The sequence below is a fragment of the Antrihabitans spumae genome (assembly GCF_043944905.1).
GTDB lineage: Bacteria > Actinomycetota > Actinomycetes > Mycobacteriales > Mycobacteriaceae > Antrihabitans > Antrihabitans spumae.
In genome coordinates this window covers 164,036-180,645 of record NZ_JBIMSN010000106.1, presented here as the reverse complement: position 1 = coordinate 180,645, position 16,610 = coordinate 164,036, and the positions used below count along the sequence as shown (strand labels likewise).

General features: G+C 64.0%; 17 protein-coding genes. 8 read left to right on the top strand and 9 right to left on the bottom strand.

Annotation, left to right across the window (positions count from 1 at the left end):
- Positions 1 to 6: 6 nt before the first annotated feature.
- Positions 7 to 2,367, bottom strand: coding sequence for a penicillin-binding protein (locus ACHIRB_RS22940; protein ID WP_395123521.1), 2,361 nt, complete (start codon positions 2,365 to 2,367; stop codon positions 7 to 9).
- A gap of 346 nt (positions 2,368 to 2,713) precedes the next feature.
- Here ACHIRB_RS22940 and ACHIRB_RS22935 point away from each other — a divergent pair, with 346 nt between their 5' ends.
- On the top strand, positions 2,714 to 3,037 hold the full coding sequence (locus tag ACHIRB_RS22935) for a WhiB family transcriptional regulator (protein ID WP_199704871.1): 324 nt from the start codon (positions 2,714 to 2,716) through the stop codon (positions 3,035 to 3,037).
- Between the two features lie 118 nt (positions 3,038 to 3,155).
- Here ACHIRB_RS22935 and bagB read toward each other — a convergent pair whose 3' ends face one another.
- Positions 3,156 to 4,283, bottom strand: coding sequence for an ArsA family ATPase (gene bagB / locus ACHIRB_RS22930; RefSeq protein ID WP_395123441.1), 1,128 nt, complete (start codon positions 4,281 to 4,283; stop codon positions 3,156 to 3,158).
- Complete coding sequence (gene bagA / locus ACHIRB_RS22925; RefSeq protein WP_395123442.1) at positions 4,280 to 5,314, bottom strand: ATPase BagA; 1,035 nt, start codon at positions 5,312 to 5,314, stop codon at positions 4,280 to 4,282. The genes bagB and bagA overlap by 4 nt, the downstream gene beginning before the upstream one ends.
- Before the next feature lie 87 nt (positions 5,315 to 5,401).
- Between bagA and ACHIRB_RS22920 the strand changes: the two genes are divergently transcribed.
- The 3 genes from ACHIRB_RS22920 to ACHIRB_RS22910 are packed head-to-tail and all read left to right on the top strand — an operon-like array spanning position 5,402 to position 6,826.
- Positions 5,402 to 5,566 (top strand): DUF4177 domain-containing protein, encoded by a 165-nt coding sequence (locus ACHIRB_RS22920; RefSeq protein ID WP_199704873.1) that lies wholly within the window; start codon positions 5,402 to 5,404, stop codon positions 5,564 to 5,566.
- A gap of 5 nt (positions 5,567 to 5,571) precedes the next feature.
- Positions 5,572 to 6,030, top strand: coding sequence for a RidA family protein (locus tag ACHIRB_RS22915; RefSeq protein WP_199704874.1), 459 nt, complete (start codon positions 5,572 to 5,574; stop codon positions 6,028 to 6,030).
- A 16-nt stretch (positions 6,031 to 6,046) separates the two neighbouring features.
- The gene (locus tag ACHIRB_RS22910) at positions 6,047 to 6,826 is read left to right on the top strand and encodes an MBL fold metallo-hydrolase (RefSeq protein ID WP_395123443.1); all 780 of its coding nucleotides are present in this window, start codon (positions 6,047 to 6,049) and stop codon (positions 6,824 to 6,826) included.
- Between the two features lie 63 nt (positions 6,827 to 6,889).
- Here the strand turns inward: ACHIRB_RS22910 and ACHIRB_RS22905 are convergent, their stop codons facing one another.
- Complete coding sequence (locus tag ACHIRB_RS22905; RefSeq protein WP_199704876.1) at positions 6,890 to 7,564, bottom strand: Crp/Fnr family transcriptional regulator; 675 nt, start codon at positions 7,562 to 7,564, stop codon at positions 6,890 to 6,892.
- Positions 7,565 to 7,715: 151 nt separating this feature from the next.
- Positions 7,716 to 7,988, bottom strand: coding sequence for a hypothetical protein (locus tag ACHIRB_RS22900; RefSeq protein ID WP_199704877.1), 273 nt, complete (start codon positions 7,986 to 7,988; stop codon positions 7,716 to 7,718).
- Between the two features lie 185 nt (positions 7,989 to 8,173).
- On the opposite strand from ACHIRB_RS22900, the gene nth reads away from it, so the two are divergent.
- The 4 genes from nth to ACHIRB_RS22880 are packed head-to-tail and all read left to right on the top strand — an operon-like array spanning position 8,174 to position 11,463.
- Positions 8,174 to 8,854 carry an endonuclease III gene (nth, locus tag ACHIRB_RS22895; RefSeq protein ID WP_395123522.1) on the top strand — a complete coding sequence of 227 codons (681 nt, stop codon included), beginning with the start codon at positions 8,174 to 8,176 and terminating at the stop codon, positions 8,852 to 8,854.
- Between the two features lie 7 nt (positions 8,855 to 8,861).
- A complete protein-coding gene (locus tag ACHIRB_RS22890) occupies positions 8,862 to 9,500 on the top strand; it encodes a TlpA family protein disulfide reductase (protein WP_395123444.1) in 639 nt (212 codons plus the stop codon).
- Positions 9,500 to 10,276: an NUDIX hydrolase gene (locus tag ACHIRB_RS22885; protein ID WP_395123523.1), complete on the top strand. Its 777-nt coding sequence runs from the start codon at positions 9,500 to 9,502 to the stop codon at positions 10,274 to 10,276. The genes ACHIRB_RS22890 and ACHIRB_RS22885 overlap by 1 nt, the downstream gene beginning before the upstream one ends.
- Positions 10,273 to 11,463, top strand: coding sequence for a MarP family serine protease (locus ACHIRB_RS22880; protein WP_395123445.1), 1,191 nt, complete (start codon positions 10,273 to 10,275; stop codon positions 11,461 to 11,463). Before ACHIRB_RS22885 ends, ACHIRB_RS22880 begins: the two co-directional genes overlap by 4 nt.
- Positions 11,464 to 11,487: 24 nt before the next feature.
- Here ACHIRB_RS22880 and ACHIRB_RS22875 read toward each other — a convergent pair whose 3' ends face one another.
- From ACHIRB_RS22875 to acs, 4 genes are all read right to left on the bottom strand, one after another.
- Positions 11,488 to 12,414: an alpha/beta fold hydrolase gene (locus ACHIRB_RS22875; RefSeq protein WP_395115197.1), complete on the bottom strand. Its 927-nt coding sequence runs from the start codon at positions 12,412 to 12,414 to the stop codon at positions 11,488 to 11,490.
- A 49-nt stretch (positions 12,415 to 12,463) separates the two neighbouring features.
- Positions 12,464 to 13,024, bottom strand: coding sequence for a phage holin family protein (locus tag ACHIRB_RS22870; protein WP_395115275.1), 561 nt, complete (start codon positions 13,022 to 13,024; stop codon positions 12,464 to 12,466).
- Positions 13,025 to 13,066: 42 nt separating this feature from the next.
- Positions 13,067 to 14,287, bottom strand: a complete 1,221-nt coding sequence (gene nhaA / locus ACHIRB_RS22865) for a Na+/H+ antiporter NhaA (RefSeq protein WP_395127780.1) — start codon at positions 14,285 to 14,287, stop codon at positions 13,067 to 13,069.
- Positions 14,288 to 14,440: 153 nt separating this feature from the next.
- Positions 14,441 to 16,384, bottom strand: coding sequence for an acetate--CoA ligase (gene acs / locus ACHIRB_RS22860; protein WP_395123447.1), 1,944 nt, complete (start codon positions 16,382 to 16,384; stop codon positions 14,441 to 14,443).
- Positions 16,385 to 16,610 lie beyond the last annotated feature (226 nt).

The following is a 16,610-nucleotide window of genomic DNA, read 5'->3' as shown; positions in this document are numbered from 1 at the left end:
AGCCGCCTACCTCGGCGGTATCGGGAAGCCAGGTATCGGCGGCAGTGGCGGTAGCGGAGGCAGCGGTGGTCGCGGAGCGCCCGGTGGGGCAGGTTCCGGACGTGGCGCTGGCGGCGGCTTCGCACTGCCGTCGCTCACGTAGATGATCACCGTCGAACCGGGTATCGCCGAACCCGACGGCGACGTTCCCGTCACCGTTCCGCGACTCTGCGTACCCGAGGTCGTGATCGCGTTGACCTGGAAGCCCGCGCCGGTCAACTGCGCCGTCGCCGAACCCTGACTCAACCCGGTGACATCGGGGACCTGTGCGTTCTGTGATCCACGCGCGTACTTCTGATCTATGGGAGGCAGCGCCGGCGGCGGGAAACCGCCGAGGACGGGTTTGATCGCGTTGTACCAGGTTCGGGCTGGTTCGTTACCGCCGAACAGGTTGCCGCTGCCGCAGTTGCGCAGCGGGAACGAGCAGATCTCGCCGGGCGTCGGGGTGTCGCCGTAGACGTAGGCCGCGCCCGCGAGGGAGTCGGTGAAACCGAGGAAGCCCGACGAGCGGTGCGATTCGGTGGTGCCGGTCTTGCCCGACACCGGGAGGTTCCAGCCCGTCGCGCTCGCAGCCGCGGCGGACGTGCCTGCGCCGATGTCGTCCTTGCTCATTGCGTTGGCCAGCGTGTTCGCCAAACCGGGTTCGACGACCTGCTCGCATGCCTGCTGCGACAGCGGAACCGGCTTCCCTTCGCGATCGAAGATCGAGTCGATCGGGGTCGGTGGGCACCACTTGCCTGACGACGCCAGAGTTGCTGCGACGTTCGACAGCTCCAGCGGATTGACCGCTGTCGGCCCGAGAGTGAACGACCCGAGGTTCTGTTCCTTGACCATGTCGGCGAGGCTCTGGTCGGTGAATCCGGACGTGCCCGGGTTCGTGTACGAGCGCAGGCCGAGGCGGACCGCCATGTCGACCGTCGCGGGGACGCCGACAGCCTGGATCAACTTGACGAATGCCGTGTTGGGCGAGGTTGCGAGCGCTTCGGTCACCGACATCGGGGACTTGTACGGTCCGGCGTTCTCGACGCAGTACGTGGCGGCCGGGCATCCTCTCGCGCCGCCGTTGCCGAGGCCTTTTGCCTCGAAGCGCTTCGGCACGTCGAGCGAGGCGTTGATGCCGAGGCCTTTCTCCATCGCTGCGGCAGTGGTGAAGATCTTGAAGATCGAGCCCGCGCCGTCACCGACCATGGAGAACGGCTGCGGTTGCACAGTCTCGTTCTTGTCGCCGTCGAGGCCGTAGGTCCTGCTGCTCGCCATGGCGAGGATCCGGTGGGAATCCTGCCCGGGAGCAATCACGTTCATGACCTCGGCGATGTCGCCGAGTTCGGGGTCGGCCGCATTGGACACGGCGGCCTTGGTCGATGCCTGTACCGCAGGGTCGAGCGTCGTCTTGATCAGGTAACCGCCGCGGTCGATCTGTTCGCGACTGATTCCGGCGTTGACGAGGTACTGCAGCGCGTAATCGCAGAAGAAGCCACGGTCGGCCGCAGCGATGCAACCACGCGGCAGACCCTTCGGCTCGGGCAGCACGCCGAGCGGCTTGGTCTTGGCTTCGCGGATTTCGGCCGCACGGCTCGGAATGTTCTGGATCATCGTGTCGAGAACGGTGTTGCGGCGTTCGGTCACGCCCTCGGGGTTGGTGTACGGGTTGAGCTTGGAGCTCGACTGCACCATGCCTGCCAGCATCGCCGACTGCGTGAGGTTGAGCTCGGACGCGTCGACACCGAAATAGGTCTGGGCAGCGTCCTGGATCCCGAACGACGAGTTACCGAACGGCACGAGGTTGAGGTACCTGGTGAGGATCTCGTCCTTCGTCAGCTCCTTGTCGAGCGTCAACGCCATCCGGATCTCACGAATCTTGCGAGCAGGCGTTGTTTCGATGGCCGCGCGACGCTCGGCGTCGGTCTTCGCCACGACGAGCAGCTGGTAGTTCTTCACATACTGCTGATCGATCGTCGATGCGCCCTGCTGCACTTCGCCGCTGGTGGTGTTGGTGAGGAACGCGCGAAGCGTGCCCTGCCAGTCCACACCCTGGTGCTCGTTGAATCGTCTGTCCTCGATCGAGACGATCGCGGCCTTCATCTCGTTGGAGATCTTGTCGCTCGGTACTTCGAACCGGCGCTGCTCGTACAACCAGGCGATCGGATTGCCCGCAGCATCGACCATGGTCGACACGGCGGGAACCGTTCCTTCGACGAGTTCGGCGGAAACATTGTCGACGGTGTCGGCTGCGCGGTTGGAGATGAAACCGAAACCACCGGCGAGCGGGAACAGCAGCCCCGCCACCAGGACGGCCGCGAGGAGGCAGCTGCCCGCGAGCTTGGCGATCGTATTAGTGACGGACACGAGACACAGAGTACGTGGCGTCGGCGGCACGATCGATCCAGAAGGCTCGCGTTCGGGTCACGATCAGTGGGCAGCGGGCTCGGCAGCCCATCCAATTGGGGGCTCGCTTTATAACGTTTTGGTGTCCTATGGACGGTCGTACCAAAAAAGGGCCGCCTGCACTTGCGCCCGTGCCAACTAGTTCCCTAGATTATGTTCTCAGTGTGATACAGCTAACACGCTGAAAATGAATGTGGTGTGGCTCACTGTGGATCACCAAGATCCACTTGCTACGCGAATTTCTTGAGCGCCGTTGACTCGGTGTTCGGACTGCAAAGGGGCAAACCGAATGCACATGACCACCCCGATCGCCCGACTGGACGTAGAAGAAGCAGAGGCAAGAATTGCCTGGGTATCGCAAGCCCGGTGTAGAGAAGTAGATCCAGACCAGTTGTTCGTTCGAGGCGCGGCGCAGCGTAAAGCCGCAACCATCTGTCGACACTGCCCAGTGCTGATGCAGTGTGGCGCAGATGCTTTGGACAACCGCGTGGAATTCGGTGTGTGGGGCGGAATGACGGAACGTCAGCGGCGAGCGTTGCTCAAGCAACATCCCGAGGTCGACTCGTGGTCCGACTTCTTCGAATCGCAGCGGCACCACCAGCCGGCTATGTAGCCAAAGATGTAGCCAAAAGATGTAACCAAGCGAAAAATACGGCGCAGGGACACCCTGCGCCGTTTCTGTTTTTTCGTGAAACATCTGCATTCCACATTTATTTGTGGAACGAACGATTTCAGCCGTGTCGAGTCAGTTCGTCCGCGACGGCACGCAATGCATCGAGATCGACGACCTCGAACGGAAATGTCGGAACGCCGACGATAGGGACCCGCGGATGCGCACCCCTGAACCGTTGCAGGAGACGCTGTTCGCGCTTTGCCGTCAGGACACGTTGCGCGTGCACACGCAAAACACCGGCGGCCAAAGCATTTTCGGGCTTGCCTGCCGACTCGAGTTGGTCCGCAACGGTCAGCGCGTGATCCGAAGAGAGCGAAGACAATTCGGGATGCGTGCGATTGAGGACAAGTCCGGCGAGCGGCATGTTCTCGGTCGAGAGTCGATCGACGAAGAAGGACGCCTCACGAAGCGCGTCCGGTTCGGCAGCCGAGACGACGATGAAAGCCGTTCCGGGCCTTGACAACAACTCGAACGTCCGTTGTGAACGTGCCCGGAAACCGCCGAACATCGTGTCGAGGGACTGTACGAATACCGACGCGTTGGACAACATCTGGCCACCGACGACCGTCGAAACACCCTTCAGCGCGAGGCCCATCGCGCCCGTGACGATGCGACCGAAACCGCGACCGGGAGCGGTGAACACGCGAATCATGCGGCCGTCGAGGAAGTTTCCGAGCCGCTTGGGTGCGTCGAGGAAGTCGAGTGCGTTGCGCGACGGTGGAGTGTCGACCACGATCAGATCCCAGATGCCCTTGTCGGACAGCTGGCCCAACTTCTCCATCGCCATGTATTCCTGCGTGCCACCGAACGACGACACAGCGGTCTGGTAGACGGGGTTGGCGAAGATGGATTCGGCCTTCTCCGGCGCATGCTCGACGACCATGTCGTCGAACGTGCGCTTCATGTTCAACATCATCGCCTGCAGTTCGCCCTTGACCTCGGGGCCGAGATTCACAGGCTGCGGATCGTTGTCGAGGCTTTCGACCCCGAGCGCCTGGGCGAGGCGTCGGGCGGGGTCGATCGTCAGCACGACGACCTTGCGACCCTGCTCGGCAGCGCGGAGCGCCAGCGCGGCCGCCGTCGTCGTCTTACCGACACCGCCCGCTCCGCAGCACACGACGAGGTGCGTGTTCGGGTCGGCGAGGATTCTGCCGATTTCGAGGTTCGGCGCAGTAGAAGTCGTCATCGCACACCCTGTTCGCTCAACCGTGCCGCCAATTCGTACAGTCCGCCGAGATCGACACCTTCGGCAAGCGCCGGAAGGTGCAGCCTGGCGACATCGACCTTGTCGAGCTCGCTTGCCGCGTCGTCCTGGCTCTGCAACGTCGACGAGTGTTCGATCGTCTCGGTGATGAGGCCTTCGAAGTCCTTGTCCGACAGTTCGATACCGGCCGCCTGGAGACTCTCGCGCACTGCGGCGCTGTCGATCTCGCCTCGCGCGGCGTTCTCGCGAACGTCCTTCACCAGGATTCCCTGCGATGCGCGGTTGACGATCACTGTCGCGACCTGCAGGTCGGCCGCGGTGAGGTCGGCGATCGCGTCCGCGGTTTCCTGGACCGGAAGGGCTTCCAGCAGGGTCACGAGGTGAACCACGGTGTCGGGTGAATGCAGCAGAGTCACAACCCCTTCGCTCTGCGAGGCGACGGGACCGCCTGCAGCGAGGTCGGCCATGGCCTTGGTGACGTCGAGGAACGTCGTGATGCGGCCGGTCGGCGGCGAATCGACGACGACCTCGTCGTAGACGCGCTTACCGGCGTTGTCGGTCCTGATCACACATTCCTTGATCTTGCCGGTGAGAATCACGTCGCGCAGGCCCGGCGCGAGGGTGGTCACGAACTCGATCGCACCCATTCGCTTCATCGCGCGTCCGGCGAACCCGAGGTTGTAGAACATGTCGAGATACTCGAGGAACGCATGCTCGGTTTCGATCGGCAGCGCATAGACCTCGCCGCCACCATCGGCCGTCGCAATCTTGGTCTCGGTCGGAGGGAGTGGCGGAACGTCGAAGAGTTGGGCGATACCCTGCCTACCCTCGACTTCGACGAGCAGCACCCGTCGGCCGCCTGCTGCGAGCGTAAGCGCAAGGGCGGCCGCGACAGTGGATTTACCGGTGCCGCCTTTGCCCGATACGAAGTGCAATCGGGCCCTCTCGGCTTTCGCAGGCCACCTGTCCTCGAGTGGGTTGTCCACCTCGAGCGGATTCTCTGTTGAAGACACGTCACGAGCCTATAACTAGGTCTGTCGAACGAGCGGACCGATGGGGGAATCCGCATACACGAGGCGAAGGCGTCTACCCTCAGCGACATGAGTGAATTGACCACCTGGGAGTACGCGACCGTTCCGTTGCTCACCCACGTAACCAAGCAAATTCTCGACCAATGGGGTTCCGATGGCTGGGAACTCGTCACCGTGCTGCCAGGCCCGACCGGTGAGCAGCACGTCGCCTACCTGAAGCGTCCGAAGGGCTGAGTCGGATGGGTACCTGGACCGAACGCCTTGCAGAGCTCGACATCGCGCTTCCGCCGGTCGCGAAACCCGTTGCGGCGTATATCCCCGCAATCCGTACGGGCTCGCTGGTGTACACCTCGGGCCAACTCCCGTTCGTCGACGGTGCGTTGAGTTCGACGGGCAAAGTCGGTGCCGAGGTCGACGCCGACGAGGCCAAGGCAGCCGCTCGTGCCTGTGCGCTCAACGCGCTCGCCGCGATCGACAACCTCGTCGGTCTCGATGCGATCGTGCGGATCGTCAAGGTCGTCGGCTTCGTCGCCTCCGCGGAAGGCTTCACGGGTCAGCCGGGCGTCGTCAACGGTGCGTCGGAATTCTTCGGTGAAGTGTTCGGTGACGCAGGCATTCACGCGCGGTCCGCCGTCGGGGTCGCCGAACTCCCGCTCGGTGCGCCGGTCGAGGTCGAACTCATCGTCGAGGTTTCCTAACAGGAGGTGGGCGAGGGTGGTCCTCGAGCATCCCGCGTACGGCCGGCTGCGGCAGGTAACGCCGACGGCTGCGGTGCTGTTGGCCGACAATCCGGGCAAGATGACTCTCGACGGCACCAACACCTGGATCTTGCGTGCGCCCGACAGCGCCGAATGTGTTGTGGTGGACCCTGGTCCGCGGGACAAAGCCCACATCAATCTGATCGCCGAGTCCGCCCCGGTCGCGATGACGCTGATCACCCATCGACATTTCGATCACACCGGCGGACTGAAACGCCACAGGAAGCTCACCGACAGCCCTGTGCGGTCGGTGGACCCGAAGTTCCTGCACAAATCGACGGTGCCGCTACGTGACGGTGAGATCGTCGAGGCAGCGGGTCTACGGATCGAGGTGCGGGTGACACCGGGCCATACCGGCGACTCCGTGAGCTTCGTGCTCGACGACGCCGTACTGACCGGGGACACGATCCTCGGCCGCGGAACGACGGTCATCGACACTCGCGACGGCACGCTCGCCGACTATCTGCGCTCGCTCGACGTCCTCGCCGAAGTCGGCGAAGGTCGAGTGCTCTTGCCTGCGCATGGTCCGGATCGTCCCGATGCGGCGGCCGTCGCGCGTGAGTACCTTGCACACCGCAAACAACGACTGGAGCAGGTACAGGCCGCGCTGGACGTGTTGGGTGCCGACGCGAAGCCCATGCAGGTCGTGCGGCACGTGTATGCCGACATCGACAAGAAGCTGTGGCCAGCAGCGCGCAGCTCGGTCAAGGCGCAACTGGATTACCTCAGGCGCTAACGCACTCGTGCGTCCTTTCGGCGGGCGGACCCACCGAAAGGACGCACGAGGCGCGAAGCGCCCTTATCTTGCTCGGCGTGCCAGACGCTCGGAGTCCGAGATGAGAACGCTCTTGCCTTCGAGGCGCAGCCATCCGCGATGTGCGAAGTCTGCAAGCGCTTTGTTGACGGTCTCGCGGGAAGCGCCGACAAGCTGAGCGATCTCTTCCTGCGTGAGGTCGTGTGTGACCCGCAGCGAGCCGGCTTCCTGGGTGCCGAAGCGTTGTGCGAGCTGCAGCAACGCTTTTGCGACACGGCCGGGCACGTCGGTGAAGATCAGGTCTGCCAGGTTGTTGTTGGTGCGACGCAACCTGCGAGCGAGGACGCGCAGCAACTGCTCCGCGATCTCGGGTCGCTGATCGATCCACTCCTTGAGTGCGTCGCGGTCCATGCTGACCGCCCGAACCTCGGTGACGGTGGTTGCCGTCGAGGTGCGCGGGCCGGGGTCGAAGATCGACAGTTCGCCGAACATGTCCGACGGTCCCATGATGTAGAGCAGATTTTCGCGTCCGTCTGGGGATCGGCGGCCAAGCTTCACCTTGCCGGAAACGATGATGTAAAGGCGGTCGCCCGGTTCACCTTCGTTGAAGATGACATGTCCGCGCGGGAAATCGACCGGGTGCAGCTGCTGGCTCAACGCAGCTACGGCCGAGGGCTCGACGCCTTGGAAGATGCCGGCTCTGGCCAGGGCCTCGTCCACGTGTGCTCCTTATGAGGGCAGAAGTTGAAAGTGCAGTCTACTTCGCACGGCTCCAACCGTAGTGACAGAGGCCACTTACCGCACAAGGAATCGCCGCGCCGATGTGTCCGAACCGTGTTCGGACTTTACTGAAGCCGGGGGTTGTGCCTGCTCAGCTGGCCTTTCGGACACTGAGGAGGCGGGCGCCGGCAGCGCGGGTGCGTTGTCCGTCGCCACGATTGCGACGGCGGTGGAAGCGAGCGAGTGCGACAGGCATGCTGACCTTGGCCAGCGATGCGACCTCGGCTTTGCTGGCGGTGTCGAGGAACTCTTGGACCTCTTGTTCGCGGACGTTGAGGCGGCTCAGGCGAAACTCGACACGTTCCATGGCGAGCGCAAACAGCATGAGCAGCACCGGGAAGAGCACCACAGCGAGTCCTTGCATACCGGTGAGTAAACACGGCGAAGGTCTCAGAACGAACACGGCACGGATTTTCTTGTCGGTCGTATCCGTACAGTTATGAGGTGCGAGCCACCGAATCGAACACCGAATCCGCCGGCGCAGGCGCGGCATCGTCGAAGCCGAAGGGCGAAGAGACTCGACTCGGCCTTGTACGACGCGCGCGGAGGATGAACCGCCGCCTTTCCGAAGCGTTTCCGCACGTCTACTGCGAACTGGATTTCACGACACCGCTCGAATTAGCAGTCGCGACAGTACTTTCCGCGCAATGCACGGACAAGAAGGTCAACGAGACGACGCCGCCCGTTTTCGCGAAGTACAAGACTGCCCGCGATTACGCCACCGCTGACCGCCTCGAGCTCGAGGAGTTGATCCGGCCGACCGGGTTCTATCGGAACAAGACGAGCTCGCTCATCGGGCTGGGTCAGGCCGTGCTCGAGCGCTTCGACGGTGAGCTCCCGCACACTCTCGCCGAACTGGTCACGCTGCCAGGCATCGGCCGCAAGACGGCGAACGTAATCCTCGGCAACGCGTTCGACGTCCCGGGCATCACGGTCGACACCCACTTCGGTCGGCTGGTTCGGCGCTGGGCGTGGACGAAGGAAGAGGACCCGGTCAAGGTCGAGCACGCGATCGGCGAATTGATCGAGCGCAAGGAGTGGACTTTGCTCTCGCATCGCGTGATCTTCCACGGTCGGCGGGTCTGCCATGCGAAGAAGCCTGCCTGCGGTGTCTGCGTGCTTGCCAAGGACTGCCCCTCCTACGGACTCGGGCCGACGGACAAGGAGACCGCTGCCAAGTTGGTGAAGGGTCCCGAACTCGAGCACCTGCTTGCGATGGCCGGCTTGTGAGGTGAGGATGTCGAACTCCGGCAGGTGGTCGCTTGCTGTTCTCGTCGTGGTCGTGGGGTTGGTGGTCGCGCTGTGGCCACGAAACGCCGAGCCGGACCCGACCGTGCAGCGCACCCCGCCTTCGTCCGGAGTCACCTCCGATACCGACCTCGGTCCGTCGCGAACCGCAGCAGCGCTACTCCAATGCCCTAGGCCGCAGCCAGGCTCCAGCCCGACATCGGGTCCACTCGACGGCATCACGCTGAGTTGCCTCACGGACGGAACGACGGTCGATCTCGGCGCTGCGCTCGCCGGCACGCCGACCCTGCTCAACCTGTGGGCGTACTGGTGTGCACCATGTGCAGACGAGTTGCCCATACTGCAGGAATACGCGGAGCGCGCGAAGCTGTCGGTGAACGTGCTGACCGTGCACTCCGACACGAACGAGGAGATGGCGTTGGCACGACTTGCGGATCTGGCGGTGCGCCTGCCAGGGGTGCAGGACGCCGCACTGCGGGTAAGGACCGCGGTCGGGGCGCCGCCGGTGCTGCCCGTATCGGTCCTTCTACGCGCGGACGGGTCCGTTGCCAAGGTGGTCGTCAAGCCATTCACCAGTGTCGACGAAATCGCAAACGTCGTCGCCGAGAATCTCGGTGTCGCAGCGTGATGGCCGATAGCGTGCCGCCGTCGGGTGACGTCGGGGTGCCCGACTGGTTGCGTCGGGTCGCCGAGGAGGTGCCTACGGATTCGACGGGAACCAACCCCATCCTCGCCCGCTACGCGGCCGCCGACGCCGATGCTCGCGAGGCAGCGGTCCTCGTGCTGTTCGGTGGCACCGCCGACGCCGACCCTCACGCGCGCGGTGGACTACCCGCCGATGCCGAAGTGCTTCTGACACAACGAGCTTCGACGTTGCGTCAGCACCGCGGTCAGGTCGCCTTTCCCGGCGGCGGCGCGGATCCGGGCGACGACGGTCCGATCGCGACGGCGCTCCGGGAAGCACAGGAAGAGACCGGCCTCGATCCTGCCGGGGTGCAACCGCTCGCGACGTGGCCCGGCATCTACGTCCCACCGTCGCGCTTCGACGTCACCCCTGTCATCGCCTACTGGCGTACGCCGAGTTCCGTCGATGTCGTCGATCGTGCCGAAGCCGAGCGGGTCGTGCGGGTTCCGGTGAGCACACTGCTCGACCCAGCCAACCGCTTCGTCGTTCGGCATCCGCTCGGCTACTTCGGGCCTGCGTTCACGGTCGACGGGATGGTGGTCTGGGGCTTCACTGGCGGTATTCTCGCCGGCGTGTTCGCTGTGTCCGGCTGGGAGGTCGAATGGGATCGGTCGGATGTTCGCGATCTCGAATCCACCCTCGCCGCAGCGGGTATGGGAGACTCGCTCGTCCTGCCACCCGAGTTGGACTCACCGTCGCTGCGAAAGGTTGACCGATGACGTCGTCGAACTGGCTCGACATCGGTGTCCTCCTCATCGCATTGCTGGCAGCGACATCGGGGTGGCGGCAGGGAGCTGTAGCGTCCGCGCTCGCCTTCCTCGGCGTCGTACTCGGTGCTGTCGCAGGCATTCTCATCGCACCGCACGTTCTGGTCCACGTCGACGAGGGCCGCGCGCGTGTGCTGGTCGGTGTCCTCTTGATCGTGACCCTTGTGATCGTCGGCGAAGTCGCGGGTATGGTCCTGGGTCGCGCAGCACGCAGCGGCATGCACAGCCCTGCGGCGCGCGCGATCGACAGTTCCGTCGGTGCGGTGTTGCAGGCCGTCGCCGTACTCGTCGCGGGTTGGCTGCTCGCGGTGCCGCTCACGGCGTCGTCGCAGCCTGCTGTTGCGGCAGCGGTCCGTGGCTCGACAGTGCTCAGCAAGGTCGACGAAGTAGCCCCGGAGTGGATGCGTCGACTGCCGAGCGAATTCTCGGCACTGCTCGATACCTCGGGACTGCCGGACGTGATCGGTCCGTTCGGTCGGACCCCGATCACGTCGGTGGAACCACCCGATCCGAGTGTCCTCGAAAGTCCCATCGCACGGACCCTGCAGGACAGCGTGCTGCGTATCCGTGGGACCGCGCCGAGTTGCCAGCGTGCGCTCGAAGGTTCGGGCTTCGTCGTTGCGCCCGAACGGGTCATGACCAATGCACACGTGCTGGCAGGCACCACCGAGGTCGCCGTCGACACCGCCGACGGACCCTTGGCTGCGCAGGTCGTGCTGTTCGATCCGTCGGTCGACATCGCCATCCTCGCGGTGCCCGGCCTCACCGCACCCGTCCTGTCCTGGGCTCCCGAACCGGCCCGAACCGGTGCCGACGCCATCGTGCTCGGTTATCCCGGCGGCGGACCGTACACCGCGAGCGCGGCGAGGGTCCGTGAGACGCTCGACCTCACCGGACCGAACATCTACCGATCCGACACTGTCGAACGCGAGGTGTACACGGTTCGTGGGTCTATCAGACAGGGCAACTCGGGCGGTCCCCTAGTCGACAGTCAGGGCCGCATCCTCGGGGTCGTATTCGGTGCTGCGGTCGACAACAGTGACACCGGCTTCGTTCTGACCGAGAACGAAGTGTCCAAGCAGTTGGAAATGGCTCCGTCGGCGACTGCGATCGTCGAGACCGGCGCGTGCATTCTCTGACGGAGCCGTGGACGCGCTGAGCGGCTACGTAGCGAACCGGACGATTTCGGCAGTCACCTGATCGGGTCGCTCCTGGTGGACGAAGTGGCCGGCCGATCCGATGGTGCGAAGTTCACGCCGCGGTGCCCACCTCGTGCAACGCGCGAGTGTGTTGACGAGGATGTACGGGTCGAGATCGCCGTGGATCTGCAGTACCGGGATGTTGATCTGCTTGTCCATGATCGCCATGAATCGTCGTCCGTCCGTTCGCCATTGGCTTCGGAATGCCCAGCGCTGATATTCCAGCGCGGAATGGGCGACGCCTGGAATCCTGATCGCGGACCGCATCTTGCGAGCAGCATCGGTGAACTCGGCGGTGCGTGGATACGCCGGACCCGACCGTGTGCGCAGGAGACGTTCGACCTCGAAACCACCGTCGCGAGTGAGGCTCCGCTCAGGGAGTAGCGGCACCTGGTATTTCAGAAACTTGGGCAGCCACGCCGACCGCTGGGGAGAGTCGCGCAGTACGCCGCGCTTGAGGGCGATCGGATGCGGTGAGCTGACGAGGGCGATCGATTTGACGACGCGAGGATGGAGTACGGCGGTCGCCCAGCAGACGAGTCCGCCGTCTGCGTGCCCCAGCAAGGTCGCATCCGTATGACCGAGCGCGCGGACGAGTCCGGCGATGTCGCCTGCGAGAGTCCAGCCGTCGTAGCCACGCGGAGGTTTGTCGCTGTCGCCGTAGCCACGTAGGTCGACGGCAACGGTGCGGAAGCCTGCTTCGGCGAGGCCTGTCAGTTGGTGCCGCCACGACCACCAGAAGTCGCCGAAGCCGTGCAGCATGACGATGAGCGGTGCGTCCGTCGAGCTCGGTCCGGCTTCGGCGACATGAAAGCGGATGCCGTTGGCATGGATGTCACGATGGGTCCACGGACCGTCGAATCTGACGGTGGAGGGGTCGGGCTGTTCCACGGCGGCGTTCAGTCGAGCTTGCGTGAGTGCAAGCGGGCTTGCGTGACCACTAGCGGCCGAGTGCTCCGCTGGCGTGGCGGCCGTCGAAGCCGTCGTTCGCGCCGCCGGGCAGGACCGACTTTGCTTCCTTGAGCGAACTGATTGTCTTCTCCGGCGCTCGGATCTTGCGGACCCGTAGATAGCCGAGCAACGCGAGCAACACCACCGCGACGATCATCAGCAGGAACACGATCAGGAATGCGAGCCACCGTTCGAACCACAGCCAGTCGAGCAGTTCGGCAAGGAAGAAGAAGAAGAAAAACGAGCTGAACAGCAACACGGTCAGCGCAAGGATGAAGAAGACGCTGCCGACGAGGCCCTTCTTGATCTCGCCTGTGACCTCGGCCTTGGCGAGTTCGACTTCGGCTCGAACCAGCGTCGACACCTGAGTCGTCGCTTCTTTGACGAGACTGCCGACGCTCGCCGACCCGGGTACGTCCACGTCGGACAGCGGGATCGCCGTGATAGTCGTCGGTGCAGCGTGGCGGCCTGCACTGTCCCTGCCGTTGCTGCTCTTGGTGAAGCTCACTTGTCGACCCCTCCGGTTGCTCGGTCGTTCGGTACTCGGCATGTGCTGCTTCGCATAGCTGCGCATACCCGTCTCGTTCGCGTCTTATTCCAACACACCGCCGCGCTCGTCATCGCGGCGCGCTTGGTGGACGCGGCCGCGTCGCAACAGTAGCGCCGATCCCATGAGTGATGCGGCCAAAGACGTGATCAGGACGGCGGCTTTCGCGATTTCGAGACTCGTGCCGTCACCGACGTCTGCCATCGCGAGTTCGGCAACAAGGAGGCTGACGGTGAATCCGATCGCGCCGAGTACCGAGAGGGCGAACATGTCCCTGTTGAAGAGGTTCGCGGGGCGGGTCGCGATGCCGGTGCGGATCGCGAGCCAGCTGATGCCGAAGATTCCGATCGTCTTACCGATGAGCAGACCAGCGATCACGGCGAGCGAGACGCGGTTGGTGAACAGTTCGCCGAGAACGTCGCTGTTCAGGGGTACTCCTGAAGCGAACAGTGCGAAGACCGGGACGCAGAAGCCTGCTGAGAAAGGTTGGATGCGATGCTCGAGCCGCGTTGCCGGTGCCTCCGCTTCGCCGCGGTCCTTGCGCACACGCGTCAGCAGGCCGAGTGCGACGCCGGCAATGGTCGCGTGGATGCCGGACTCGTGCACGGCGTACCAGGCGAACAATGCGAGCGGGACGTAGAGGAACGGGGTCGTGATGCGCCGATGCTGTGCGTAGGCGTAGCCGGCGAAAGTCAATGCCGATGCGCACAGCCACAGCATGGCGATCGACGCGGTGAACAGAATCGCAATCAGCCCGATGGCGAGAAGATCGTCGACGACGGCGAGGCTCAGCAGGAACACCCGGGCGCCGGTAGGAATTCGTGAGCCCGTCATGGCGAGGACGGCGAGAGCGAACGCGATATCGGTTGCGACGGGGATGGCCCACCCGCGGTCCATGCCGGGTGCGCCGAACCCGATGGCAAACGCAATCGCCGCCGGTACGACGACACCGCCGCCCGCCGCAATGATCGGCAGCAGCGCCTTCTTTCGGTCGGCAAGTTCGCCGACGACCAGTTCGCGTTTGAGTTCGAGTCCGGCGACGAAGAAGAAGACGGCTAGCAACCCGTCCTGTGCCCAGGCACCGATGGACAGCTCGAGATGCAGTGCGGAGATGCCGACGACGGTGTCGCGGACGCTGAAATAGCTCTCGCCGACCGGCGAGTTGGCCCAGATCAAGGCGACTGCCGCAGCGACGAGAAGTATTGCGCCACCGACAGTTTCGGCGCGTAGGTAGCGGGTGAGCTCGGAGCGTAGCGGCTGGATCACGGTGGCCTCTCAGGCTCGACTTCGTCGAATGGGGTCGTTCGATCGATGCCGACCAGACTTCCCGGCGCTCCGCGATCACTCTAACAAGAGGCGGTGCTGCCGTCCTGATCGTGCAGGTCAGACGTTGATTTTCGAGAGGCGTTCGGCGGTGCGTCAGCGAGACTTGATGTCCTCGAACACCTTCGGATCGACGAGGGTCGAGGTGTCGCCGAGTTCGCGGCCTTCCGCCACGTCTCGGAGTAGTCGACGCATGATCTTGCCGCTTCGTGTCTTCGGTAGTTCCGGAACGATGTGGATCTCGCGAGGCTTCGCAATAGGGCTGATCGAACGAGACACCTCCGCTTTGAGTTCGTCGATCAAAGCGTCGCCGGTGTTTTCCGCGCTGCCCTTCAGGATCACGAACGCGACGATGCCCTGGCCGGTGGTCTCGTCGTTGGCACCGACGACAGCCGCTTCTGCGACGCTGTGGTGCCCGACGAGTGCGGACTCGACCTCCGCCGTCGAGATGCGGTGCCCGGATATGTTCATGACGTCGTCGACGCGGCCGAGCACCCACAGTGCGCCGTCCTCGTCGTAACGCGCTCCGTCGCCTGCGAAGTACCAGCCCTGCTCGGCGTAGCGCTCCCAGTAGGTCGCCTTGTAGCGCTCGGGGTCGCCCCAGATGCCGCGCAGCATCGACGGCCACGGCTGATCCAACACGAGGTAGCCGTTGGCTTCCTTCTCGCCGAGCGTGACGTCGTTGCCGTTTTCGTCGACGATTTTTGCCGAGATGCCGGGCAGCGTCCCCATGGCTGCGCCGGGTTTCGTCGCTGTCACTCCGGGCAGGGGCGAGATCATGATCGCGCCGGTTTCGGTCTGCCACCAGGTGTCGACGATGGGTGCTTTGTTGCCGCCGATCACTTCGCGGTACCAGCGCCAGGCCTCGGGGTTGATGGGTTCGCCGACCGAGCCGAGTAGGCGGATCGAGGACAGGTCGTGTGCCTGCGGGATCTGGCGGCCCCACTTCATAAACGTGCGGACCAATGTCGGTGCCGTGTAATAGATTGAGACACCGTACTTTTCGACGATGTTCCAGTGTCGGTGCTCGTCGGGGGAGTTGGGTGTGCCCTCGTAGACGACCTGGGTGACGCGGTTGGACAGCGGTCCGTAGACGATGTAGCTGTGGCCGGTGACCCAGCCGATGTCGGCGGTGCACCAGTAGACGTCTTTGCCCGGCTTGTGGTCGAAGACGTAGTGGTGGGTGTACGACGTCTGGGTCAGGTAACCGCCCGAGGTGTGGACGATGCCCTTCGGTTTACCGGTCGTGCCCGAGGTGTAGAGAATGAACAGCGGTTGCTCCGCGTCGAAGGGTTGCGCCTCGTGCTCGGGTGATGCATTCGCGACGGTCTCGTGCCACCACACATCGCGGTCCTCGGTCCACGGCACCTCGACGCCGGTGCGTCGAACGACCAGAACGTGCTCGACCGAGTGCGGCACATCGCCGTTGGCGTACAACGCTTCGTCGACAGCTTCCTTCAACGGTGCGGATTTACCGCGTCGCCATTGGCCGTCGGTCGTGATGACGAGCCGCGCTTCGGCGTCGTCGACACGCTGGCGCAGCGCCGTTGGGGAGAAGCCTGCGAAGACGACCGAGTGCGTCAATCCGAGGCGCGCGCAGGCCAGCATCGACACGATCGCTTCGGGAATCATCGGCATGTAGATGGCGACGCGGTCGCCTGCTGTCAAACCGATTTCGGTGAAATAGTTTGCGGCCTTGGACACTTCGGCAAGAAGCTCGGAGTAGGTGAGATCGAGACTGTCGCCGGGCTCACCTTCCCAGTGGATCGCAACCTGGTCGCCGTGGCCGTCGATCACGTGCCGGTCGACGCAGTTGTACGCGACGTTCAGCTTGCCGCCCACAAACCACCGTGCGACCGGTGCACCGGTCCAGTCGAGGACCTCCGTCCACGGTTCGTGCCAATGCAACCGTGCTGCTTGTTCACCCCAGAAGGCGAGTCGATCCGCTTCGGCGGCTTCGGCGAGTTCCGGTCCGGCATTGGCTGCCGCGACGAATTCGTCGCTGGGCGCGTAGGCATCCTGTGCGGGTGTACCAGTCATTCTCGCTGCCTCTTTCCGTGCATCGGTGAACGTAAGCCACTCTCGCCCGACATTAGTTCATCCCCTTGCCGTCGATACCTCTGGCGTCACGTGGATCCGCTGGTGCTCGGAGAGGGCATTGCACTGACAAAACCCGTTCGAATGGCTAAGGTCCCACGCATTCGCTTGGCACGTTCTCGATACGTGCAAGCAGGCATTTCTCATCGACCGACTAGCAGTGGGGAGC

Excerpts from the sequence above, each read along its gene's own strand:
- ACHIRB_RS22870 (WP_395115275.1), bottom strand. The coding sequence starts at position 13,024 with ATGCCGAGTACCGAACGACCGAGCAACCGGAGGGGTCGACAAGTGAGC.
- nth (WP_395123522.1), top strand. The coding sequence starts at position 8,174 with ATGAACCGCCGCCTTTCCGAAGCGTTTCCGCACGTCTACTGCGAACTG.
- ACHIRB_RS22885 (WP_395123523.1), top strand. The coding sequence starts at position 9,500 with ATGGCCGATAGCGTGCCGCCGTCGGGTGACGTCGGGGTGCCCGACTGG.
- ACHIRB_RS22880 (WP_395123445.1), top strand. The coding sequence starts at position 10,273 with ATGACGTCGTCGAACTGGCTCGACATCGGTGTCCTCCTCATCGCATTG.
- bagB (WP_395123441.1), bottom strand. The coding sequence starts at position 4,283 with ATGACGACTTCTACTGCGCCGAACCTCGAAATCGGCAGAATCCTCGCC.
- ACHIRB_RS22915 (WP_199704874.1), top strand. The coding sequence starts at position 5,572 with ATGGGTACCTGGACCGAACGCCTTGCAGAGCTCGACATCGCGCTTCCG.
- ACHIRB_RS22900 (WP_199704877.1), bottom strand. The coding sequence starts at position 7,988 with ATGCAAGGACTCGCTGTGGTGCTCTTCCCGGTGCTGCTCATGCTGTTT.
- ACHIRB_RS22935 (WP_199704871.1), top strand. The coding sequence starts at position 2,714 with ATGCACATGACCACCCCGATCGCCCGACTGGACGTAGAAGAAGCAGAG.
- acs (WP_395123447.1), bottom strand. The coding sequence starts at position 16,384 with ATGACTGGTACACCCGCACAGGATGCCTACGCGCCCAGCGACGAATTC.
- ACHIRB_RS22920 (WP_199704873.1), top strand. The coding sequence starts at position 5,402 with ATGAGTGAATTGACCACCTGGGAGTACGCGACCGTTCCGTTGCTCACC.
- ACHIRB_RS22890 (WP_395123444.1), top strand. The coding sequence starts at position 8,862 with ATGTCGAACTCCGGCAGGTGGTCGCTTGCTGTTCTCGTCGTGGTCGTG.